This is a genomic window from Demequina phytophila, from assembly GCF_000971135.1.
GTDB classification, from domain to species: domain Bacteria; phylum Actinomycetota; class Actinomycetes; order Actinomycetales; family Demequinaceae; genus Demequina; species Demequina phytophila.
The window spans coordinates 133,508-156,030 of record NZ_BBLW01000003.1; the positions used below are offsets into that span (position 1 = coordinate 133,508).

The window sequence follows — 22,523 nt, forward strand, 5'->3', positions numbered from 1 at the left end:
TCCCCATCCGAGATGGTGTCAGTTCATCGCGAATTCGACGGTGGACTGAGCCTCGCCGAGCGCGGTGGCCGGGTCGGCACCGCCCATGATCTGGGTGATGGCGGCACCCACCGCGTCACGCGCCTCGTAGTAGTAGGCGCCGGTGTTGTTCGCCGGCACGCCCGCCGCGAAGGACAGGACGTCCGCGTAGATCGCCTGGCCGCCGAAGAACTCCTGCGGCTCCGAGTAGACCTCGGAGTCACCGGCCGGGAGCCAGTTCGCCACGGCGCCCGCACCGGGGAGGATCGTGTCGTAGAGCTCGGTCGAGCCGGCGAACGTCGCGGACAGGAAGTCCTCGGCGAGCGCCACGTCGGCGTTCGAGCTCACGGCCCACGAGGAGCCGCCGTTGGCGGAGTAGTGGGTCGCGCCGTCGATGCCGTCGACTGCGGGAAGGTCGGTCACGCCCCACAGGCCCGACTGGTCCTCAGCGGTCTGGATGGAGCCGGAGATCCACACGCCGTTGATGGTGCTCGCCACGTTGCCGTTGACGATCGACGCGATGTACTCGTCCCACGAGTTGACCTCGAGGTAGATCCCCTTCTCGACCATCTCGGAGTAGAGGTCGATCGAGGCCGCGAGCGCCGCGTTGTCGGTGATGGTCGGGTTGCCCTGGTCGTCGAAGAGGCTCTGGCCCGCCGACTGCAGCATCATGAGGATCGTGTCGGGCTCGCCCGCGATGCCGGAGAGCATCGGCTTGCCCGTCTTCTCGAGCACCTGCTCGCCCAGGGCGATGTACTCGTCCCACGTGATGTCGGTGAAGTCGTCCAGCGTGAGGCCGGCCTCCTCGAGGATGTCGGTGCGCATCGCGTTGATCGCGGTGCCCGCGTCGAACGGCACGCCGTAGTTCATCCCGTCGACGGTCGAGTAGGCGGTGACGCCCTCGGGGAACTCGTCGAACGCGACGCCCGAGTCCGTGATGTCGGTGAACAGGTCCGGGTAGTTGATGACGTTCTTCTGGAACGCGTTGTTCTGCATGAGGAAGATGTCGGGCAGCTCGCCGAACTCCTGCGACTGCGCGAGGGTGGTGAGCTTGGTCTGCAGGTCCTCCCACGTGACCTCCTGGATGTCCAGGGTGAAGTCGGGGTGGTCGGCCTGGTAGACCTTCTCCGCCTCCTGCAGCGCGTAGATGTTGAACGCGGGGTCCCACGCCCACACGGTGAGCGAGTTGCCCATGGCCTCGCCGTCGCCGCTGGCGCCGCCCGAGGCGTCGTCGGTCGAGCCGCCCGAGGAGCAGGCGGCGAGGGAGAGTGCGAAAGTGGCCGTGGCCGCGAGGGCCATTCCGGTCCGGAGCTTCTTCATTGAGGTCCATCCTTCTGTTCGGCACGCGCCCGGCGTACCGGGCGCACCACGTCGAACGCCCACCGGGTCAAACCGCCCCCTCGAGCACGGATCCGTCAACGCCGACGTCCCTCGATGAACCGACGTCGTTGCCGTCCCGCACTCCCCGATCAGGGGACTGTTTAGGTGAACATAGCAAGTGGATCGTCCATCGCCAACCATCGGTTTGTCACGATGCGGTAACGGCACTCATGCGCGGTTGTGAGCGTGCACAGCAGAATGGCTACGTCAACATCCCGCGAGAGCCGCGAAGGGGCTACACTCCGGCGCATGGCGGGCAATGGAGCGCGTGGGGTCCGGAAGACCGGACCTTCGATCGGTGATGTGGCGCGGCTGGCGGGCGTGTCGGCGCAGACGGTGTCGCGCGTGTCCACCGGCAGGGAGGTGGTCGCGCCGGACACCCGGGAACGGGTGCTGCGGGCGATGGAGCAGCTGGGCTATTCGCCGAATCGCGCCGCCCGCGCGCTCCGCGACGGCCGTTACGGAAGCATCGGCCTGCTGGCCCACCGGTTCGACCGCACCGGCGAGGCGCTCACCACGGACGCCGTGCTGCGGGCCGCCGAGGATCAGGGCTACAGCGTGTCGCTCATCACGGTGCACGACGCCGAGTCGGACAAGTGGGAGCCCGCCGCGCGGCGGCTGGCGGATCAGACCGTCGACGGGCTCATCATCATGCGCGCGGAGGGCGGCCCGGGCGACAGCTTCGCGATGCGCCCGACCATGCCCGTCGCGGTCTCCGACTCGCGCCCGCACGGGCGGTTCCCGCGCGTCGCGAGCAACGAGTTCGGCAGCGCACGCGAGGCGGTGTGGCACCTGCTCGACCTCGGGCATCGCACCGTGCATCACCTGGGCGGTCCCGAGGGTTCGGAGCCCTCGCGATTGCGGGCCGCGGGCTGGCGCGCGGCGCTCCTCGAGGCGGGGATCGCGCCGCCCGCGCCGATCCACGCGGACTGGACAGCGGAGGCGGGACACGCGGTGGGACGCGCGCTCGCCGACGACCCGGACGTGACCGCCGTGTTCTGCGCGAACGACGAGATGGCGCTCGGCCTGATCCTCGCGTTCCACGAGGCGGGGAAGGTGGTCCCGCGCGACGTGTCGGTGGTCGGCTACGACGGGATCGCGCTGAGCCGATTCTCCGTGCCGCCGCTCACGACCGTGCAGCAGGACTTCCCGCGCATCGGGGCCGAGCTGGTGCGGATGGTGCTCAGCCAGATCGGCGCGCCCCGGCCCTTCGAGGTCGCGGACGTGGTGGTGCCCTCCGAGCTCGTGGTGAGGAGCACCACCGCGCCCGCACCCGCGCGCTGAGCGCGGTCTACAGGTCGCGCGCCATGTCCGTGAAGTGGGCGTAGTCCTTGCGGAACGCGACCTCGATGGTGTCCGTGGGTCCCGCGCGGTGCTTCGCGACGATGAAGTCCGCCTCGCCGGGACGGTTCTCGCGGTCGTAGACGTCCTCGCGGTGCAGGAGGATGACGATGTCCGCGTCCTGCTCGATGGCGCCGGACTCGCGCATGTCGGACAGCATGGGCTTCTTGTCGCCGCGCTGCTCGGAGCCACGGTTCAGCTGCGAGATCGCGATGACGGGCGCCTCGACCTCCTTCGCGAGGAGCTTGAGGGCTCGCGAGAACTCGGAGACCTCCTGCTGGCGCGACTCGACTTTGCGGCCGGAGGACATCAGCTGGAGGTAGTCGACGACGATCAGCTTGAGGTCGTGCTGCTGCTTGAGGCGGCGGCACTTCGCGCGGATCTCCATGAGCGACATGTTGGGGCTGTCGTCGATGAACAGCGGCGCCTTCGCGACGGACGCCGCGGTCTGGGCGAGGCGCTCCCAGTCGTTCGGACCCATGGGGCCCTTGGTGAGGCTCGACAGCTTGACGCTCGCCTCCGCGGAGAGCATGCGCTTGGTGATCTCCTCGCGGCTCATCTCGAGCGAGAAGATGACGGCGGTCTTGTTGTGCTTGATGGCGCAGCTGCGCGCGATGTCGAGGCCGAGCGTCGACTTTCCGACGGCAGGGCGCGCCGCGATGACCACCATCTGGCCGGGCTGCAGGCCACCCGTGAGGTCGTCGAGGTCGCGGAAGCCCGTGGGGACGCCGCGCAGGGAGCCGTCGCGGTTCGAGGCGGCGTCGACCTCCTCGAGGGTGCGCTCCATGACCTCGCCGATGGCGAGGTAGTCCTCGGAGTTGCGGCGCTCCGTCACGGCGAAGATCTCGGAGGACGCGGCGTCGACGATCGCGTCGACCTCGGCGCCCTCGCCGTCGTAGCCGAGGTTGGCGATGCGCGTGCCCGCCTCGACCAGCTTGCGGAGGATCGCCTGCTCGCGGACGATGCGCGCGTAGTAGCCGGCGGATGCCGCGGACGGCACCATCGCGATGAGCGTGTGGAGGTACTCGGCGCCTCCGATGCGCGACAGCTCGCCCTGGCGCTGGAGCTCAGCGCTCACGGTGAGCGCGTCGACCGGGTCGCCGGCGTTGTAGAGCTTCACCGCGACGTCGAAGACGGTCTCGTGGGCAGGCTTGTAGAAGTCGTCCCCGCGGACCGCCTCGATGACGTCCGCCATGGCGTCCTTGGACAGCATCATGGCGCCCAGGACGCTCTGCTCGGCCTCGAGGTTCTGCGGGGGCAGGCGGTCGAAGCTGTTGCGCGGACCGGGATCCGATCCGTACGCCGCCTCGAGCTCGTCGACGGACATGTCGCTCCTCTCCGTCAGGTCCCACCCAGTGTCTCGCCGGCCTCCGACAGCCGGTCAGACTCGCGAATGTAGGGCCCCGCGCGGCCCCCGCCAAATCGAGATCGGGCGCGCCTGGGGACGGGTCGTGGAGAACCTGGGGAGAACCGTGGATGACCCGGGGATGGCCGTGGACAGCCACGCGTGCGCCATGTGGACAAGGATGTGGATGACTCGCAACTCAGTCGAAATATGCGGCTTTTATCTGGGCTTTCACCCGAAGGGTCGCTGTGGACAACTCAGTCGCGAAACTCCCGGGCGTGTCGCACGTGGGCGTGTCGCGCTCCGGGGTGCCGAAATGTCCGAGTATGCGGGGTCGCGGTCCGCGGGACGTCCGGCGACCACCCCCGGACGCACGACGAAGGCCCGGCTCCCGCGGAGCGGGAACCGGGCCTCCACAGAGTCGCGAGACTACTTCGCGGCGACCACCTGGACGGTGACGTTCGCGGCCACGTCCGAGTGAAGGGTGACCTTCACCTGGTACTCGCCGAGCGCCTTGATGGGCTGGGCGACGTGGATGCGACGCTTGTCGACCGTCGCGCGGCCGCCGATGGCGGCTGCGATCTCGGCGGGCGACACGGCGCCGAAGAGACGACCGGACTCGCCGGCCTTCACCTCGACGACGACCGGGGCGGCCTGCAGCGCGTCACGCGCGGCCTGGGCACCCTCGATGGTCGCGATCTCCTTGGCGCGCTGCGCCTTGCGGAGACCGTCGATCTGCTTCTCCGCACCGGCCGACCACGGGGTGGCCAGCTTGCGGGGAACCAGGTAGTTGCGGGCGTAACCGTCCTTGACGTCGACGACGTCGCCGGCGATGCCGAGGCCGGAGACCTCGTGGGTCAGGATGACCTTAGCCATGTGGGATCCCCCCGATCAGCGGCCGGAGCCGGAGTAGGGGAGGAGCGCCATCTCGCGCGCGACCTTGATCGCGCGCGCGATCTCGCGCTGCTCCTGGACGGTGACACCGGTGACGCGGCGCGAACGGATCTTGCCGCGGTCGGAGATGAACTTGCGAAGCAGCGCGGTGTCCTTGTAGTCAACCTTGTCGACCTTGGCGGCCTTGAGCGGGTTGACCTTCTTGCGCGGCTTGCGGATGTCGTGCTTAGCCATGTGAAGACTCCTGAGTGAAAAAGTACCGATCAGAACGGCGGCTCGTCCGACGCCGGGGCGGTCGCCCACGGGTCGTTCGAGGAGCCGCCGGCCGGCGAGCCGCTGTAGCCACCGCCGGAGTTGCCGCCGCCGAAGCCGCCACCGCCGCCGCCGCCGAACCCGCCGCCCTGGCCGCCGCGCTGCGTGCGCGTGACCTTGGCGGTGGAGTAGCGGAGCGAGGGGCCGACCTCGTCGACCTGCATCTCCATGACGGAGCGCTTCTCGCCGTTCGCCTCCCACGAGCGCGACACGAGACGGCCGGTCACGATCACGCGCATGCCCTTGGTGAGGGACTCTGCGACGTTCTCGGCGGCCTCACGCCACAGGGAGCAACGCATGAACAGGGTCTCGCCGTCCTTCCACTCGTTCGACTGACGGTCGAACGTGCGGGGGGTGGACGCCACCGTGAAGTTGACGACGGCCGCGCCGGAGGAGATGAAGCGAAGCTCCGGGTCTCCGGTGAGGTTGCCGACCACGGTGATCTGGGTGTCGCCTGCCATGTGTGTTCCCCTTGGTTTCGTGTATGCGCTGGTAAGAGTCGGGAGAGGCCCGGACTTAGTGAGCGTCCGGGCGGAGCAGCTTGGTGCGGAGGATGGTCTCGTTGAGACCCAGCTGGCGCTCCAGCTCCTTCGCGGTCGCGGACTCCGACGTGAAGTTGACCACGGCGTAGATGCCGTCGTTCTTCTTCTTGATCGGGTAGGCCAGGCGGCGACGGCCCCACACATCGAGCTTGTCGATGGTGCCGCTGTCGCCGGTGATGACCTGAAGGTACTTGTCGAGCGACGGGGTGACCGTGCGCTCGTCGATCTCAGGGTCGAGGATGATCATCATCTCGTACTGACGCATCTATACCCACCTCCTCTGGACTCATGCGGCCACGGACGTTCCGTGGCAGGAGGGTGATGCAGTCGCGCTCGTCCCCGCCAGGTGGCGTGAGTCGCGCGACGGTCCAGGATACCGTCCCTCGGTGACAGCGCGCCAGTAGCAGGTCCCGGCCTGGGGAGGGACGATGCACGCGTCGCCCCGGTAGGCGCCGGACCGCCGCCCCCTAGACTGGCCGGGGCTATCGCGGAGGTGTGTGTGAAGCAGGTGCTGGTCGTGGGACTCGGCGGCGACATCGGCACGTACGCGTTCCAGCGCGCGGCGCACGAGCGGTTCGGCTGGGAGTCGCTGGTGCTGGGCCCGCGCGTCACCACGTTCGGCAGGCACTCGACCCTCGCGCGCTGGGTGATCGAGCCCGACGTGTTCGGGCCGGAGACACTGCTGCGCCGCCTCGACGAGATCGCGGCGGAGCACCCCGACCACACGCTGCTCCTGTTCACCAACCTCGACTACCACGTGCGCCTGCTGGCCGAGCATCGTGACCGGCTGGACCCGCGCTGGGTGCTGCCGCTTCCCGACCTCGCGATGTTCGACGCGGTCTCCTCGAAGGTGACGTTCGCGGAGGCCTGCGACGCGGTGGGCATCCGCACGCCCCTCACCATCCCGGTGGGCTTCACGGGGGACGATGCCACGGTCGCCCCCGCGGACGCCCTCGCCCGGGTGCGGGAGGCCGGCCTCGAGTACCCGGTGATCGGCAAGCCCGCCGACTCCGCCGACTGGTTCGGCGTCGAGTTCCCCGGCAAGCAGAAGATCCACCACTTCACCTCGGAGGCGGAGATCGCGGAGGTGCTCGCGCATCTCGAGGCGCAGCGGTACCCGAGCGAGTTCCTGCTCCAGGAGTTCGTGCCCGGCGACGAGACCTGCATGCGATCGCTCACCGCGTACCGCGACTCCTCCGGCGAGGTGACGTTGGTCGCGGGCGGCCAGGTGCTGCTCGAGGAGCACACGCCGGGCACGCTCGGCATCCCGGCGGCCATCCTCACGCACGACGACCCGGAGGCCTTCGAGGCCGCGGCCCGCCTGCTCGACCACACCGGCTACCGCGGCTTCGCGAACTTCGACTACAAGGTGTCCTCCCGCACCGGCGAGAGCGTCTTCTTCGAGGTCAACCCCCGCATCGGCCGCAACAACTTCTACGTCACCGCGTCCGGCGCGAACGTGGCCGAGCTGGTCGCCCGCGACCTTCTGCCCGACACCGTCGACGGCCCCGCGCCCGCACGGACCCCCACCGACCAGGTGCTCTACTCGGTGGTGCCGTACCGGTTCCTGCTGCGCTACCTGCTCGACCCCGAGCTGAAGGCCAAGGTGAAGGCGGCGAAGCGCCGCCACGGCGTGTTCCACCCGCTGCGCTACCGGGGCGACGCGTCGCTCAAGCGCAGGCTGTGGGTCCGCGCGCTCGACCTGCGCCTGGTGCAGAAGTACCGCCAGCACTACCCGGGCCCCACGGAGAGCGGCTTCTAGGCAACGCCTCTCCACCCCGTTGATACGGGAGCGCAGAACTCCGGCCCGGGATCTGCGCCGGTGTATCAGTCACGCGATGCGGCCGCGGACCACGCCGCCGCGAGCACCGCCGCGAGCGCCGCCCCGGCCGCTCGCTAGGCTCGCTCCCATGACGATCCCCACGCCCCTCAGCGTCGAAACCGTCTCCGACGACCGCTTCCTCGAGCTCGCCCGCACCGCCGACCACCCGGTCCCGATCGAGCAGTCGCCCGCGTGGGACGCGTACGACGCCGCGGTCGAGGGTCGCGAGCACCTGGACCGCCTCGCGATCTGCGACGCCGCCGGCACGCCGGTCGCCGTGGTGAGCCTGTCCCGCTACGAGGTCCGCGGCTTCCCGTACGTCTGGGCCAAGCACGGTCCCATCCCGCTGGTCGAGCGCACGCCCGAGCACGAGAAGGCGATCCGTGACGCCCTCACCGCGGACCTCAAGACCCGCTATCCGTGGGCGACGTTCCTGCGTCTGCATGCGCGACACCCCGCGCAGGACCTGCAGGAGCTGCTCCAGACGGTCACGTTCGACCACACGGTCTACGTGGACCTCACGCCGCCCGAGGACCAGATCATGGCGTCCTTCTCCAAGCGCGGCCGCTACAAGATCCGCAAGACCCTCCAGGACGAGGCCATGACGGTCACCGAGGAGACCGGCCTGAGCGCCGAGGACTTCGAGGAGCTCTACGCGATCTACAAGGAGACCGCCGCGGGCGCCGGGTTCGGCATCTTCCCGGCGGAGATGTACCTCACCATGCTCACGGCCCTCGCGCCGCACGCCCGCATCTGGGTCGCGCGCCGTCACGACGCCGGCCCGGACGGCGACCTCACCCCCGGCCGCGCCGTCGCGTGGGTCATCGCCGTGGTCCACGAGGACGGCGGCACCGACTACTACGCGGGCAACAACCTCGAGGCGCGCGACACCAACGCCGCGCTGCGCATCAAGTGGGAGATCCTCACCACGCTCAAGGCCGAGGGCGTGCGCGAGTACGACCTCTTCGGCGTCGGCTCCGAGCGCGCGCCCCAGCTCATGGGCGTGCGCGAGTTCAAGCAGCAGTTCGGCGAGATCGTCGAGTGCGACGGCGCGTGGGACGTGCCGCTCAAGCCGCTGCGCTACCGCGCGCTGGTCGCCGCGCTCAGGCTCAAGCGGGCGGTCGCCCGCTAGCCCACCGTCCGGGGGGACGATGCGCGGGAGGCTCCCCGCGCATCGTCCCGTCGCGCGTCAGGGCCCGGCGTCGGGAGCCGCCGTCGCCGTCGGTGTCGGGGTGGGCTCCGGCGTCGGGGTGGTGACCGGAGGCTCGGTGGTCTCCGTGGGCACCGGCTCCGACGTCTTGGTCGGCTTCGGCGTGCTGGTCTTGGTGGGCTTCGGCGTGCTGGTCTCGGACGGCTCCGGCGAGGGAGACGCGGTCGCGGTGGGCGACGGGCTCGTGTTGACCGCCGTCCCGACGTCCGCGCGGGGCGGGAACTCCTCGATGGGCAGGCGGTCCAGGATCGGGCCCATCATGGACACCCAGATGTCCGTGGGCACGGAGCCGCCGGTGATCTCCGAGTAGCCGCCGAACGGCGTGATCGACTGGACCGAGCCGTCGTCACCCACCTGGTACATCGACACGATGCCGACGATCTGCGGCGTGAAGCCCGCGAACCAGGCCGAGTTGTTGTCGTTCGACGTGCCGGTCTTGCCGGCGATCGGGCGGCCGAGCTCCGCGGCCTTGTACGCGGAGCCGCCCTGGACCACCTGCTGCATCGCGTACGTGGTGTCCGCGATCACGTCCTGGGAGAAGACCCGATCCGCCTCGGTCTCGTGCTTGAACGCGACCTCGCCGTCCGGGCCGATGATCCGCTGCACCGTGTAGGTGCCCTTGGACAGGCCGCCGTCCGCGATGGTCGAGTAGGCCTGCGCCATCTGCATCGCGGTGGGCGACGCCGTGCCGAGCACGTTCGCGGCGTTGGCGTCGAGGCCCACCGTGTCCTCGGGCAGACCCGCCTTGATCGCGGTGTTCATGGTGACCTCGGGACCCACGGCCTCGTTGAGCTGCACGTAGTACGTGTTGACCGAGTTCTTCGTCGCCTCGACCATGTCGATCCAGCCGTAGTTCACGCCCGCGAAGTTGCGCACGGGGTTCTCGAAGCCCGGCAGCGTCATCGAGTCGTTCGCGAGGTACTGGGTGTCGAGCGAGAAGCCGTTGGACAGCGCGGCGATCATCGCGAACGGCTTGAAGGTCGATCCCGCCTGCGCGATGTCCTGGGTGACGGCGTTGCGCTGCACCTCGAGGTAGTCGGGCCCGCCGTACATGGCGGTGATGCCGCCGGTCCCCGCATCGACGGTGGTGGCCGCCACGCGCAGGTTGTCCGCGTGGTCCTTGGGCATCTGCTTGACGGCCTGGACCACCGCCTTCTGGTCCTGCTTCTTGAACGTGGTGACCACCTGGTAGCCACCCATCTCGAGCTCCTCCTGCGTGAGGTCGAGCGTCGCGATCGCCTCGTCGAGCGCCGCGCGGATGAGGTAGCCGGTGGTGCCGCCGTACGTGTCCGAGGACGCGTAGTCGACGGTCTCGGGGAACTCCTGCGCGTCGCGCTCGGCCTGCGAGACGAACTCGGCCTCGACCATGCCGTCGAGCACGTAGTTCCAGCGCGACTCCGCCTTGTCGGGGTCGAGGCGCGGGTCCCAGGCGCTGGGCGCCGGGATGATGCCGGCGAGCATCGCCGCCTCGGACAGGGTGAGGTCCTCGGCGTGCTTGCCGAAGTACGCCTCGGCCGCCGCCTCGATGCCGTACGCGCCGCGGCCCAGGTAGATGGTGTTCATGTAGTTGCAGAGCACCTCGTCCTTGGACTGCTCCTGGTCGACCTTGAGGGCCAGCAGCGCCTCCTTGATCTTGCCGCGGATGTCCGTGGTGGTCTCGCCCACGTAGTAGCGCTCGACGTACTGCTGCGTGATGGTCGAGCCGCCCTGCGTGTTGCCCTTGATGACCGTCTGATAGAGCGCGCGGGCGGTCGCGGTGAAGTCGATGCCGGGGTTCGTGTAGAAGCTGCGGTCCTCCGCCGCGACGATCGCGTGCGGCACGTACTCGGGCAGCGCGGAGCAGTCGATGATCTCGCGGTCGACCTCGCCCACCTTGGCCATCTCCTGCTTGCCGCCGGACCAGTACACGGTCGACGACTGCGCGAGCGCGACGTCCGACGCCTCCGGCACCTCGAGCCGCGAGTAGATCACCATGAGCCCGATCGCGCCGACCGCGACGGCGACCAGGAACGCGATGAGCGCCGTGAGGCCGGTGATCTTGAGGACCTTCTTCCAGCGCGGCTGCGCGGGCTTGGGGCCCTTGCCGTCCTTGCCCCGGGTGCCCTTGCCGCCACCGCCGCCGCCACCGCTGCCGCCGCCCTTCGGCGCCGTGACCGGGGACGATGCGGCGGTCGCCTGCACGCCGGTGCTCGCCCACCCGGAGGTGCCGGGCTGGGTCGCGCGGGTGCTGCGGCGCGTCGGCTGGGACGGCGTCGAGGAGGCGCGCGTGGGGACGCGCTGAGGGCTGCTGGAGCGTTCGGTCACGTGACCACCTTACGGAGTGCCGGTGCGGGGGCGGCCCGGGTGACCGCCGCATCGTCCAACGCGCAGCACCCCCGTGACGTCCCGCGACGCGTCCCGCGGCGCGGCGGATTCGCGCGCCGCGGCGCGCTCATGTACCGTCTCCGATGTATCGGTGCGATACAACAGGTCGTGATATCGACCCGCGACAGCGGGCCCGAGGAGAGAGGGGAGACGAGTGGCCAAGACGGACGTCCTGACGCTCGCGATCCTCGGCATCCTCCGCGACCAGCCGCTCCACGGCTACCAGATACGCAAGCGTCTGGGAGCCGAGCTGGGACCCTTCCGGGCCCTCAGCTACGGGTCGCTGTACCCGTGCCTGCGACGCATGGTCGAGGCGGGGCTGATCGAGGCCTCGGGCGAGGAGCCCGCGGCCGCATCCCCGGCATCGTCCCGGCGCGCACGCATCGCGTACAGCCTGACCGACGCGGGTCGCGCCCGCTTGGCGCAGGAGCTGGCGAGCGCCGGCGCGTCGTCGTGGGACGACGACACGTTCGACGTGCGCTTCTCCCTGTTCGCGCACACCGACGCCGCGACGCGGCTGCGGATCCTCGAGGGGCGGCGCAGCCGTCTCTCCGAGCGGCTCGAGGAGGTGGCCGAGGGGCTCAAGCGCATGCACGAGCGCCACGACGCCTACACCACCGAGCTCCAGCGCCACGGCCTCGAGCAGGTCGAGCGCGAGATCTCATGGCTCGACCGGCTCATCGAGAATGAACGATCCGCCCCCGGCGGTGACAACCCCGGCCCCACCACGGGCCACTAGTCAAGGAGACATCACATGGCCAAGCTTCGTGCCGCCATCGTCGGCGTCGGCAACTGCGCCACGTCGCTCATCCAGGGTGTGGAGTTCTACAAGAACGCCAAGGCCGACGAGAACGTGCCCGGCCTCATGCACGTCCAGTTCGGCGACTACCACGTCTCGGACATCGAGTTCGTGGCCGCGTTCGACGTGGACTCGCTCAAGGTGGGCAAGGAGCTCGTCGAGGCGACGCAGTCGTCGGAGAACAACACCATCAAGATCTGCGACGTGCCGAAGACGGACGTCCAGGTCCAGCGCGGTCACACCCTCGACGGCCTCGGCAAGTACTACCGCCAGACCATCGTCGAGTCGGACGAGACCCCCGTGGACATCGTCGCGATCCTCAAGGAGCGCGAGGTCGACGTCCTGGTCTGCTACCTCCCCGTGGGTTCGGAGGAGGCCGCCAAGTTCTACGCGCAGTGCGCGATCGACGCGAACGTGGCCTTCGTCAACGCGCTCCCCGTGTTCATCGCGTCCGACCCGGAGTGGGCCGCGAAGTTCGAGGAGGCCGGCGTGCCGATCGTCGGCGACGACATCAAGTCGCAGGTGGGCGCGACCATCACGCACCGCGTGATCGCGAAGCTGTTCGAGGACCGCGGCGTGCGCCTCGACCGCACCTACCAGCTCAACGTCGGCGGCAACATGGACTTCAAGAACATGCTCGAGCGCGAGCGCCTCGAGTCGAAGAAGATCTCCAAGACGCAGGCCGTGACCTCCAACCTGACCGGCCCGCTGGGCGGCATCAAGGACGGCCGCGACGTGCACATCGGCCCGTCGGACTACGTCGCCTGGCTCGACGACCGCAAGTGGGCGTACGTCCGCCTCGAGGGCTCCGCGTTCGGCGAGGTGCCCCTCAACCTCGAGTACAAGCTCGAGGTGTGGGACTCCCCGAACTCGGCCGGTATCATCATCGACGCCATGCGCGCCGCGAAGATCGCCAAGGACCGCGGCATCGGCGGCCCCATCCTGTCCGCGTCGACGTACTTCATGAAGTCGCCGCCGGTCCAGATGGAGGACACCAAGGGCCGCGCCCAGCTCGAGTCGTTCATCGCCGGCGAGGTCGAGCGCTGAGCCGTCTCGGCCGAGACCAGCTGAGGTAGAGAGGACCCGGGCTCCCGCTGAGGGGGCCCGGGTCCTTCGCTGTCCCGGGCGCGTCCGCGCTCCCGCGCGCCCGACCAGGTTCCACACGGATTCTGCAGGTGCACCGGCGCTGGTCGCGCGATGCGACGCGATGCGCAGCGCGGGAGCGCTCCCACCGCGCCCGGTGTGTGGAGTCTGGCTGCGGCGCAGCCCGCGCACCGCAGCCCGCGAGCCCTATCCCGCGGGCTGCGCCGCGCGGATCTGCTCGAGCACGCCCGCGAGGTGCGCGATCGACACCGCGGCCGTGCCCTGGGCCTCCTGCGCGGTCAGCGGCGCCAGCAGGAACGAGTGTGTGAGCAGCACCGTGTCGCCGGCCGCCACCAGCCCGCCGCGCGAGGAGGTGCCAGCGACCGCGAGCGCGGACGGCATGTCGAGGTCCGCGGCCTTGCCGACCACGACGCGCAGGATCACCTGCTCGGCACTGGCGTCCTCCCCGGACGCATGGACCGCGACCAGCGAGATGGGCGCGGCGCCAGCCGCACCGGCGCCCTCGCTCGCGCCGGGCAGCTCGATCGCGAGCCTGGCCTTGTCGATGGGCTGGGCGCGCAGCTCGCGCGCGAGGTACGTGGTGACGTGCTTCCAGGTGGCCATGGGGCGACCTTAGCCGCGCGGCACGTGCCCGCGGCCTACTCGACCGTCAGCTCGTCGAGCACCGTCCCGATGGGGTGCGGGCCGGTGATGATCTCCCACTGGTGCCCGGCCGTCCGGGGCCGCGAGATGCAGGAGGCGATGGTCTGTGCGACGTCGACTCGCGGGATCGAGTACGGCTGGACCTTGTCGCCGATGGTGATGCAGCCGGTCCCAGGATCGTCGGTCAGGATCCCCGGCCGCAGGATGGTCCACGCGAGCCCCGACTTGCGCAGCTCGATGTCGGCCTCGCGCTTGGCGTAGACGTACGCGGTCCACACGTCGCCGCGTTCGGGGTCCGGGTCCGCGTCGACGCCCATCGCCGACACCTGGACGAACCTCTTGATGCCCCGCCGCTTGGCGGCCGCGATCGACTTCAACGACCCCTCGAGGTCGACGGTGCGCTTGCGGGACGCGTTGCCGTCGGGGCCGCCTCCGGCCGCGAAGACGATCGCGTCGCACCCGCCGAGCACCGCGGCGAAGTCGGGCTCGTCGGCGGTCTCGATGTCGAGCCTGCGTGGGATCGCGCCGAGGTCCGCGAGCGCCTGCAGCTGCTCGTCGCGTCGCGCGAACGCGACCACCTCGTGGTCCCGGTGGAGAAGGATCGGGATGAGCCGGCGGGCGACCTTGCCGGCCCCGCCGACCACGCCCACACGCGCCGGGATGCTCATATCTCCACCCTGGCCCGACACGTGCACGCGTGCAACCGGGGACGTCGAACTCAGCCCTTCGGGTCGGGACCGTACTTGTTGGGGCCCTCGACGCCAGGGATGCACGCCACCACCAGCGTGAGCAGCGGGATGAACCACCCGATGATCGACGCGGCGCCGTTCCAGCCGATGTCCTGGTAGCGGCGGAACTGGATCGCGATCGTGGGGATGAGGAGCACCAGCCCGTAGAAGGACAGCGCGATCACCAGGACCCACCCGAGGGTGGTGTACGTCCCGGCCTCGGTGTCGCGCCCCACGGTGAGCGCGAGCACCGCGACCACCACGAAGATCGCCGCGTTGACCAGCACGAACCCCCAGTACTCGCTCCGTCGGGAGCGTCCCGTGAAGTCCGTGTACCGCTTGATCCCCGCGACGTACCCGCCCATGACGTCCCCCTGAGAGCCCGATGCTCTCAACCTAGGCGCGCGGCGGGCGCGGCGCGCGGCGGCGACCGCCTGGGATCAGCCCTTCGGGTCGGGGCCGTACTGGTTCGCGCCCACGTTGCCGGGGATCAGCGCCACGATGAAGGTGAGCAGCGGGAAGAACCATCCGATGATCGACACGGCGCCCGGCCAGCCGATGTCCTGGTAGCGGCGCCACTGCAGCGCGAGCGACGGGATGAGGATCGCGAGGCCGTAGATCGCGAGCACCACCAGGATCACGACCGCGAAGCCGCTCGGCTCCATCGTCTCGAAGTCGTAGCCCGCGATCGCCAGCAGGATGCTGAACACGACATAGATGAGGAAGTTCACGAGCACGAACCCCCAGTACTCGCGCCTGCGCGAGCGGTCGGAGAACTGTGCGTACTTCGAGAGTGCGAGCCTGTAACCGCCCATGGGAACCCCTCTTCGTCGGGCCGGCATGTGCCGGCACCGCCACCCTAGCGAGAGACGGCGGCGTTGTCCCTGGAAGCGCCGGGGACGATGCGCGGGTCGGGTCCGAACCGGTTGGCGCCTGGTTGACCCGCGACCACCGAGATCGCGAGCAGGACGATGCCGAGGCCAGGAACGAGCAGCAGAAGCCACCAGGCGCTCATCCCCACATCGTGGAGCCGGCGGCCCGTCACGGCGAGCGTGGGGACGCCGACCGCGAGGACAGAGATGAGGAGCACGCCGAACGCGGCCGTCAGCGGCGCCCACGCGACGGCGTCGGGGTTGATCGCGGGGTCCTCGGACGGGCGCGCCTCACCCGCGAAGGCCGCGAGCCACAGGAGCGCGAACGTCACGGCGGCGGCCATCCACACCAGCGAGCCGAACAGCTGGAACCACCAGAACTCGGAGCGGCGCGCGCGGCCCCGCACGGTCGCGTACCGCCTGAAGCACGTCGCCACCGCCTCGCCGAAGCCCATGGGGCCGCCCCTGGTCACCTCGTCACTCTAGACGCGCGCGGTCGGCGGACCGCCACCCGCGACAGCACGTCCGACGCGGCCACCAGCACCGCGCCGCTCCATACCGTCACCGGGACACCCGCGACGTGCCCGGTGTAGCCGCCCAGGACGCCGCGGAACCCGGTGGTCGCGAACGCGATCATGCCGACGATCGCGCACGTCACGGCGGTGGCGGCGAGCACCGTCCGCGCCGCCCGGGGCCCGACGAGGTCCGCGCGTGGCGGCGGGCGGTCGAACCGTCGGAACAGCACGACCAGGCCGCCGACGAGCGCGAGGAACACCGGGAGCATGGCGAGCTTGGTCCACCAGAACGATGCGGCGGTCGGGTCGCCGTTCACGTCGACCCCCGCGACCCACAGGGCCGCATAGATCGCGACGAGCGCGGAGAAGTGCCAGAGGAACGCGGTCATGGCGACCGCGCCGCCCGCGATCACCGCGGTCCAGACCCGCCGTGACGCGACCGCGCGGGTCACCGGCGCCCGCATCAGCAGGACCGCGCCGCACTGCGCGACCGCGAAGGCGAGCAGCGCGACGGTCGGCGGTGCGAGGTTGGACAGCTCCTCGCCCTCGTAGGACACCATCGAGATGCCGTACGGCCCCCACCCGACCAGGGCGACCAGCGCCGCGACCCCCAGCCCGAGCATCGTCCCCCCGAGGCGTCGGGCGCCCCACCGGTCCGCGACACCGTCGGCGTAGTGGAAGCCCAGCTGATGGACGGCGAGCCACACGAACGCGAAGTTGAGCCACCTCACGCCGTCGATACCGGCGCCCAGCCGGAGCACGTCGACCGCGACGGTCGCGCCGACGAGCGCGGCCAGGGTGGGGGCGGGCGCGCGCTCGTGGAGCGCGAGGAGGGCAGGAGCGAGCGCGGCGGCGATGAGGTAGATGCCGATGAACCACAGCAGCTGGCCCGCGATCTGGAGCAGCGGCGCGGTCGCGGGCGAGTCACGCCACGCCGCCTCCACGATCACGGCGATCACGGTCCACACGCCGACGAACACGAGCGCCGGCCGCACCAGCCGGCTCACCCGAGCGTGGACGAAGTCCGCGTACCCGCCGCCACGCGCGCGCAGCGAGCGCCAGGCCGTCGCGTGCGCGAACCCGCCCACGGCGAAGAACAGGGGCATCACCTGGAACAGCAGCGTGAGCGGGCGGGTCCAGGGCGCGAGCTCGAGGACGTTCGCGATGTCGACCGTGCCGGTCGCATGGTCGAGCGTCACCGCCGCCATGGCGAAGTGGCCGAGCACCACGCCCAGAAGCGATCCGACACGCACGAGGTCCACGAATCGGTCCCGCGTGGCGGGAGTCGCGGCGACGGCAGCGGCGACCTGGTCGGCCATGGCCCCGATGCTAGCGAGCGCTCTCCCGCGAGCGCCGCGACACCCCCTACGCTGGGCGCGTGACCCTGGCCAGCGACCTCGCCCGGCTCTGGCGGGCCCGTGGATTCCGACGCCTCACGCTGTCGCGCCTGCTCTCGCAGGCGGGCGACGGCATGTTCCAGGTGGGGATCGCGACTGCGTTCTTCTTCGACCCCACCCAGGCGGCCAGCCCGTCGGAGATCGCGATCGGATTCGCGGTGCTCCTCACGCCGTTCACCCTGGTCGGGCCCTTCGTGGGTCCGCTGATCGACCGGTGGCAGCGGCAACGCATCCTGCTCGTGGGCAACCTCGTGCGGGTGGCGCTCGCCGGCACCATCCTCGCGGTCCTCGCGTTCGACGGGCCGCTGTGGTCGCTCTACGCGCTCGCGCTGCTCACGCTGTCCGTCAACCGGTTCCTGCTCGCCGCGATGTCCGCGGGCCTCGCGAACGTGGTGCCCCGCCACGAGCTCCTCGCGGCGAACGCGATCATGCCCACGCTCGGGACCATCGCCGCGGCGGCCGGCGCCGCGATCGGCGGCGTCGTGACCTTCGTGGTCCCGACGGCGTCCGACTCCTCCCTGGCCCTCGCGACGCTGATGTCCGCGATGGGAGCCTTCGCGGCATCGTCCTGGGCGGCCACCCTGCTCGGACGCAGGGAGCTGGGGCCCACCCGGCCGCTCGCGGCGCTGCGCCTGGGCGCGCAGGTACGCGAGCTGGGTCGCGAGCTGGCGTCGGGCGTGATCTACCTGCACCGGCGCGTCACCCCGTTCCAGGCGCTGGCGGTGATGGCCGCCCAGCGGCTCCTGTACGGCGTGATGTTCGTCGCGTCGATCCTCATGTCGCGCTACCTGCTGGGCGACCCCGCGCATCCGGAGGACTCGCTCGGAGAGTTCAGCCTGGTGCTCGCCTTCGCGGCCGCCGGCTTCGGGCTCGCGGCGGTCGTCACGCCGTGGCTCGGGCCGCGCGTGGGACGCCACCGGTGGATCGTCGCGTGCCTGGTGCTCGGCGCGGGCGGACAGGCCATGCTCGCGGCGTCCTCCTCCCGGTGGGCGCTGCTGGCCGCGGCGGTGGTGATCAGCCTGGCGGTGCAGGGCGCGAAGATCGCCGTCGACACGATCGTGCAGCGCGACACCGCGGACGAGTTCCGCGGCCGCGCGTTCACGCTCTACGACATGGCCTACAACGTGGCCTTCGTCGCGAGCGCGGCCGTCGCGGCGGCGGTGCTGCCCGCCACCGGCTACTCCGCGGGCGTGATGGCCGGCGTCGCGGTGGCGTACCTCGTGGTGGCCGCCGTGTACGCCCGGGCACCGCGCGAACCCTCGCCCGTCGCCTGACCCGCGCGGGCGGGCTGAGGCTGCCGCCGCATCGTCCCTGCCGGACCTACCGGATGGGACCCCGCAGGGCCGCGAGGCCGCCGCTGCCGAGGTGCTCCTGGCCGATGAGGTGGTCGAACACGATGTTGGTCTCCGTCGACGCGACGGCGGGATCCATGCTGAGCTCCGTCGCGACGAAGTCGCGGAGCTGCGCGGTGGACGTGCATGCGACGTGGATGAGGAAGTCGATGGTGCCGCCCACGAAGAACACGGAGAGCACGTTCGGCAGCTGGATCACCTTCGCGGCATAGCTCTTGATCTGCGGGCGGGCCTGCGCGCGCAGCCGCACCGAGACGATCCCCTGGACGTCGAGGCCGAGGGCTTCGTAGTCGACCTCGATGTGCGCGCTCTTGATGACGCCGGCCTCGCGCAGCGCCTTGACCCGTCCGTGGGTGGTGGACGGCGCGACGTGGAGCCTCGCGGCGAGCGCGGCGTTGGGGATGCGGGCGTCGCGCATGAGCTCCCACAGGATCTTCTCGTCGAGCTCGTCGAGCCGAAGACCCTTCGGTCCGGCGCCGCCGCGAAGGTTGTGCTCCATCGATTCTTCGCCTCTTCCCTCTATTTCGGGTGTTGCGTTCATGGCTTCTTGATTCGAGTGAACTTCCTCCAAGAATTGTAGGCGTCGGGCGAAGAACCTACGGCTCACCCGGACACGAGCGGCGCGCTGCGCCAGGGAGGAGTGGCGATGCGCATCGGCATCCCCGCAGAGATCAAGGACAACGAGCGTCGCGTGGGCGCGACCCCGGCTGGTGTGCGCGAGCTGGTCGCGGCCGGCCACTCCGTGGTGGTGCAGGCCGGCGCGGGCGTCGGGTCGGCGTTCGACGACTCGGAGTACCTGCTGGCCGGCGCGACGCTCGGCACCGTGGACGAGGCGTGGGCCGCGGACATGGTGATCAAGGTCAAGGAGCCGATCGCGTCCGAGTACACCCGCCTCCGGCCGGGGCTGCTGCTCTTCACCTATCTCCACCTCGCTGCCGACGAGCCGCTCACGCGCGCGCTCGTCGAGTCGGGGACCACCGCTCTCGCCTACGAGACGGTCGCGCTCGACGACGGTTCGCTGCCGCTGCTCGCCCCGATGAGCGAGGTCGCCGGGCGCATGGCGACCATGGTCGGCGCGTTCGCGCTGCAGTCGAGCCAGGGCGGCCGGGGCGTGCTTCTCGGCGGCGTGCCGGGCGTGCGGCCCGCGAGCGTGACGGTGCTGGGCGCGGGCATGTCGGGCCAGAACGCGATCGCCCAGGCCGTGGGCATGGGCGCGGACGTCACGGTGCTCGACCTGTCGATCGCGCGGCTGCGTCAGCTCGATTCGCTCTACGCGGGACGGGTGAAGACGGTGGTGTCGTCGGCGTACGAGGTCGAGCGCGCGTGCCTCGACGCGGATCTGGTCATCGGCGCGGTGCTGGTCGCCGGCGCACGTGCGCCCCGGCTGGTGTCGCGCGACCTGGTGTCCCAGATGAAGCCCGGCTCGGTGCTGGTCGACATCGCGATCGACCAAGGCGGCTGCTTCGAGGACTCTCGTCCCACCACGCACGCCGACCCCACCTACGCCGTCGAGGGCTCTACCTTCTATTGCGTGGCCAACATGCCGGGCGCGGTGGGCAACACGTCCACGCTCGCGCTCACCAACGCGACGCTGCCGTACGCGCTGCGCCTCGCGAACGACGGTTGGGAGATCGCGACCGCCAAGGACGCCGGGCTCGCGCGCGGGCTCGCGACGGTCGACGGCCGGATCGTGCATGAGCCGGTCGCGGAGCTGTTCCCGCACCTGGCGGGAGCACCGGTCGGCTGAGGCGCGACAGGGCGGGTCGCGCGGCGGGGCTCAGCCCTGCCGCGCCTCCCACCAGGTCTTGAGCTCCGCCTCCGCGCGCTCCTCACCCAGGGGTCCGTGCTCCATGCGCAGCTCGAGCAGGTGCCTGTACGCCTCTCCCACCTCGCGTCCGGGAGCGATGCCCAGCAGCGCCATGATCTGCGTGCCGTCGAGGTCGGGGCGGATCGCGTCGACCTCCTCCTGCTCCCTCAGCTCGGCGATGCGCGCCTCGAGGTCGTCGTACGCGAAGGACAGCCTGTCGGCCTTGCGCCGGTTCCGCGTGGTGACGTCCGCGCGGGTGAGGCGGTGGAGCCGTTCGAGCCCCGCGCCGGCGTCCACCACGTAGCGACGGACCGCGGAGTCGGACCACCTCGCGTCCGCGTAACCGTGGAAGCGCAGGTGAAGGAACACCAGGTGCTCGACGGCCTTGATGGTGTCCTTGTCGAAGCGCAGGGCCTTGAGCCGGCGGGCGGCCATCTTCGCCCCCACCACCTCGTGGTGGTGGAAGGAGACGCCACCGCCGGGCTCCAGGCGACGGGTCGCGGGCTTGCCGATGTCGTGCAGCAGCGCGGCCAGCCGCAGCACCAGGTCGGGCGCGGGCACCGGGCCGTCCGGACCCGTCTCCAGCGCGATCGCCTGCTCGACCACGGTCAGGGTGTGCTCGTAGACGTCCTTGTGGTGGTGGTGCTCGTCCACCTCGAGCTTGAGCGCGGGCAGCTCGGGCAGCACATGGTCCGCGAGCGACGAGTCGACCAGCGCCGCGAGCCCCTCGCGCACCGACGTCCCGAGCATCAGCTTGGTGAGCTCGTCGCGCACCCTTTCCGCCGACACGATGGACAGCCGGTCCGCCATCGCCGCCATCGCGGAGAAGGTCGCCGGCTCGATCTCGAAGCCCAGCTGTGAGGCGAAGCGCGCGGCCCGCATCATGCGCAGCGGGTCGTCCCCGAACGACACCTCGGGGTCGATCGGCGTGCGCAGCAGCCCGCCGGCGAGGTCGGACAGCCCGTCGAACGGGTCGACGAACTCGAGGGACGGCAGTCGCACCGCCATGGCGTTGACGGTGAAGTCGCGGCGCGCCAGGTCGCCGTGGAGCGACGTGCCGAACGCGACCACAGGCTTCCGCGTCTCGCCGTCGTACTCGTCGGCGCGGTAGGTGGTCACCTCGACCACGAGCTCGCCGCGACGCCCGCCGATGGTCCCGAATTCTCGCCCCATGTCCCAGGTCGCGCGGGTCCAGCGCTTGAGCAGCCGCTCGCTCTCGTCCGGCGACGCGGACGTGGTGAAGTCCAGATCCGCGCTCGACCGCCCGAGGAACGCGTCACGCACCGGCCCACCCACGAGCGCGAGCTCGTGGCCGGCCCGCTCGAACGCCTCCGCCAGCTCCGTGATCTCGGGCGGCAGGGCCGCCCACAAGCCTGCGGCGCGGCGGCGCAGGACGTCGAGAGACGGCGGGGCGGAAGGCTGGATGGTCACCGGTCAAGTGTCCCAGACCCGCGCCCCGCCACCCCCGTCGGGCCCGCCCGCCACCGGGCACGCCTCCCTGACCCCCTCCGGCGGGTCGTTAGAGTTGGGCCATGCCCACGCCTCCCGTCCCGCGCCCCGGCCCCGTGCCGATGCCTCCGCAGGGAGCCGCGCTGAGGCGTCGGGAGAGCGTCGCGCACCGCGCCCCGCACCTGCCCGTGAGCAACGAGACATCGGCCGGCGGCATCGCCGTGCGCGTGGAGGACGGCATCGCGTACGCCGCGTGCATCGGCCGCCGCAATCGCGCGGGGCGGCTCGAGTGGTGCCTGCCCAAGGGTCACATCGAGGAGGGCGAGACGCCCGAGATCGCCGCGGTCCGCGAGGTCGCCGAGGAGACCGGCATCGACGCGGAGATCATCCAGCCGCTCGGGATCATCGACTACTGGTTCACCGGCGATGACCGCCGCGTCCACAAGGTGGTCCACCACTACCTGCTCGAGGCGCAGGGCGGCATCATCACCACCGAGAACGACCCCGACCACGAGGCGGAGGTCGCCCGGTGGATCGCCGTCGCCGACCTCTCGCGCGAGCTCGCGTACCCGAACGAGCGGAAGATGGCGCAGGCGGCGGCACGCCTGCTGGCCATCGCCCCGTGAGCGG

23 protein-coding genes are annotated in these 22,523 nt (G+C 70.7%); 8 read left to right on the forward strand and 15 right to left on the reverse strand.

Annotated elements, in window-relative coordinates; genetic code table 11:
• Positions 1 to 18: 18 nt before the first annotated feature.
• A complete protein-coding gene (locus AOM01_RS05670; RefSeq protein WP_062290289.1) occupies positions 19 to 1,338 on the reverse strand; it encodes an ABC transporter substrate-binding protein in 1,320 nt (439 codons plus the stop codon).
• Between the two features lie 309 nt (positions 1,339 to 1,647).
• Here AOM01_RS05670 and AOM01_RS05675 point away from each other — a divergent pair, with 309 nt between their 5' ends.
• Positions 1,648 to 2,682 carry a LacI family DNA-binding transcriptional regulator gene (locus tag AOM01_RS05675; protein WP_062290292.1) on the forward strand — a complete coding sequence of 345 codons (1,035 nt, stop codon included), beginning with the start codon at positions 1,648 to 1,650 and terminating at the stop codon, positions 2,680 to 2,682.
• A 7-nt stretch (positions 2,683 to 2,689) separates the two neighbouring features.
• Here AOM01_RS05675 and dnaB read toward each other — a convergent pair whose 3' ends face one another.
• The 5 genes from dnaB to rpsF form a co-directional block, all read right to left on the reverse strand.
• On the reverse strand, positions 2,690 to 4,066 hold the full coding sequence (dnaB, locus tag AOM01_RS05680) for a replicative DNA helicase (protein WP_062290294.1): 1,377 nt from the start codon (positions 4,064 to 4,066) through the stop codon (positions 2,690 to 2,692).
• A gap of 447 nt (positions 4,067 to 4,513) precedes the next feature.
• Entirely contained in the window at positions 4,514 to 4,960 is a 447-nt protein-coding gene (gene rplI / locus AOM01_RS05685) for a 50S ribosomal protein L9 (protein WP_062290296.1), read from the reverse strand.
• 15 nt (positions 4,961 to 4,975) lie between these two features.
• Positions 4,976 to 5,212, reverse strand: coding sequence for a 30S ribosomal protein S18 (rpsR, locus tag AOM01_RS05690; RefSeq protein ID WP_062290299.1), 237 nt, complete (start codon positions 5,210 to 5,212; stop codon positions 4,976 to 4,978).
• A gap of 29 nt (positions 5,213 to 5,241) precedes the next feature.
• The gene (locus AOM01_RS05695) at positions 5,242 to 5,751 is read right to left on the reverse strand and encodes a single-stranded DNA-binding protein (RefSeq protein ID WP_062290302.1); all 510 of its coding nucleotides are present in this window, start codon (positions 5,749 to 5,751) and stop codon (positions 5,242 to 5,244) included.
• Positions 5,752 to 5,806: 55 nt separating this feature from the next.
• A complete protein-coding gene (rpsF, locus tag AOM01_RS05700; RefSeq protein WP_062290305.1) occupies positions 5,807 to 6,097 on the reverse strand; it encodes a 30S ribosomal protein S6 in 291 nt (96 codons plus the stop codon).
• 234 nt (positions 6,098 to 6,331) lie between these two features.
• Here rpsF and AOM01_RS05705 point away from each other — a divergent pair, with 234 nt between their 5' ends.
• On the forward strand, positions 6,332 to 7,594 hold the full coding sequence (locus AOM01_RS05705; protein ID WP_156155855.1) for a carboxylate--amine ligase: 1,263 nt from the start codon (positions 6,332 to 6,334) through the stop codon (positions 7,592 to 7,594).
• Positions 7,595 to 7,742: 148 nt separating this feature from the next.
• On the forward strand, positions 7,743 to 8,786 hold the full coding sequence (locus tag AOM01_RS05710; RefSeq protein WP_062290308.1) for a lipid II:glycine glycyltransferase FemX: 1,044 nt from the start codon (positions 7,743 to 7,745) through the stop codon (positions 8,784 to 8,786).
• Between the two features lie 57 nt (positions 8,787 to 8,843).
• Here AOM01_RS05710 and AOM01_RS05715 read toward each other — a convergent pair whose 3' ends face one another.
• Complete coding sequence (locus tag AOM01_RS05715) at positions 8,844 to 11,168, reverse strand: transglycosylase domain-containing protein (protein WP_062290311.1); 2,325 nt, start codon at positions 11,166 to 11,168, stop codon at positions 8,844 to 8,846.
• A gap of 214 nt (positions 11,169 to 11,382) precedes the next feature.
• Between AOM01_RS05715 and AOM01_RS05720 the strand changes: the two genes are divergently transcribed.
• Both AOM01_RS05720 and AOM01_RS05725 read left to right on the forward strand, forming a co-directional pair.
• A complete protein-coding gene (locus AOM01_RS05720; protein WP_062290315.1) occupies positions 11,383 to 11,967 on the forward strand; it encodes a PadR family transcriptional regulator in 585 nt (194 codons plus the stop codon).
• 15 nt (positions 11,968 to 11,982) lie between these two features.
• Complete coding sequence (locus AOM01_RS05725; RefSeq protein WP_062290319.1) at positions 11,983 to 13,074, forward strand: inositol-3-phosphate synthase; 1,092 nt, start codon at positions 11,983 to 11,985, stop codon at positions 13,072 to 13,074.
• A gap of 243 nt (positions 13,075 to 13,317) precedes the next feature.
• On the opposite strand, the gene AOM01_RS05730 is transcribed toward AOM01_RS05725, so the two are convergent.
• The 6 genes from AOM01_RS05730 to AOM01_RS05755 form a co-directional block, all read right to left on the reverse strand.
• The gene (locus tag AOM01_RS05730; RefSeq protein WP_062290321.1) at positions 13,318 to 13,734 is read right to left on the reverse strand and encodes a hypothetical protein; all 417 of its coding nucleotides are present in this window, start codon (positions 13,732 to 13,734) and stop codon (positions 13,318 to 13,320) included.
• A gap of 35 nt (positions 13,735 to 13,769) precedes the next feature.
• A complete protein-coding gene (locus AOM01_RS05735) occupies positions 13,770 to 14,441 on the reverse strand; it encodes an SDR family oxidoreductase (RefSeq protein WP_062290324.1) in 672 nt (223 codons plus the stop codon).
• 50 nt (positions 14,442 to 14,491) lie between these two features.
• A complete protein-coding gene (locus AOM01_RS05740; protein WP_062290326.1) occupies positions 14,492 to 14,866 on the reverse strand; it encodes a DUF805 domain-containing protein in 375 nt (124 codons plus the stop codon).
• Between the two features lie 75 nt (positions 14,867 to 14,941).
• Complete coding sequence (locus tag AOM01_RS05745) at positions 14,942 to 15,316, reverse strand: DUF805 domain-containing protein (RefSeq protein WP_062290330.1); 375 nt, start codon at positions 15,314 to 15,316, stop codon at positions 14,942 to 14,944.
• A gap of 44 nt (positions 15,317 to 15,360) precedes the next feature.
• Positions 15,361 to 15,846 (reverse strand): DUF805 domain-containing protein, encoded by a 486-nt coding sequence (locus AOM01_RS05750; RefSeq protein ID WP_228374225.1) that lies wholly within the window; start codon positions 15,844 to 15,846, stop codon positions 15,361 to 15,363.
• Positions 15,843 to 17,207: an acyltransferase family protein gene (locus AOM01_RS05755; protein WP_062290336.1), complete on the reverse strand. Its 1,365-nt coding sequence runs from the start codon at positions 17,205 to 17,207 to the stop codon at positions 15,843 to 15,845. Before AOM01_RS05755 ends, AOM01_RS05750 begins: the two co-directional genes overlap by 4 nt.
• 59 nt (positions 17,208 to 17,266) lie before the next feature.
• Between AOM01_RS05755 and AOM01_RS05760 the strand changes: the two genes are divergently transcribed.
• On the forward strand, positions 17,267 to 18,559 hold the full coding sequence (locus tag AOM01_RS05760; RefSeq protein WP_062290339.1) for an MFS transporter: 1,293 nt from the start codon (positions 17,267 to 17,269) through the stop codon (positions 18,557 to 18,559).
• Positions 18,560 to 18,605: 46 nt separating this feature from the next.
• Here the strand turns inward: AOM01_RS05760 and AOM01_RS05765 are convergent, their stop codons facing one another.
• A complete protein-coding gene (locus AOM01_RS05765; RefSeq protein ID WP_062290342.1) occupies positions 18,606 to 19,136 on the reverse strand; it encodes an Lrp/AsnC family transcriptional regulator in 531 nt (176 codons plus the stop codon).
• Between the two features lie 147 nt (positions 19,137 to 19,283).
• Between AOM01_RS05765 and ald the strand changes: the two genes are divergently transcribed.
• The gene (ald, locus tag AOM01_RS05770; protein ID WP_062290345.1) at positions 19,284 to 20,384 is read left to right on the forward strand and encodes an alanine dehydrogenase; all 1,101 of its coding nucleotides are present in this window, start codon (positions 19,284 to 19,286) and stop codon (positions 20,382 to 20,384) included.
• 30 nt (positions 20,385 to 20,414) lie between these two features.
• On the opposite strand, the gene AOM01_RS05775 is transcribed toward ald, so the two are convergent.
• Positions 20,415 to 21,875 carry a CCA tRNA nucleotidyltransferase gene (locus tag AOM01_RS05775; protein WP_062290348.1) on the reverse strand — a complete coding sequence of 487 codons (1,461 nt, stop codon included), beginning with the start codon at positions 21,873 to 21,875 and terminating at the stop codon, positions 20,415 to 20,417.
• Between the two features lie 101 nt (positions 21,876 to 21,976).
• Here AOM01_RS05775 and AOM01_RS05780 point away from each other — a divergent pair, with 101 nt between their 5' ends.
• Positions 21,977 to 22,519 (forward strand): NUDIX hydrolase, encoded by a 543-nt coding sequence (locus tag AOM01_RS05780; protein WP_082110028.1) that lies wholly within the window; start codon positions 21,977 to 21,979, stop codon positions 22,517 to 22,519.
• Positions 22,520 to 22,523: the final 4 nt, after the last annotated feature.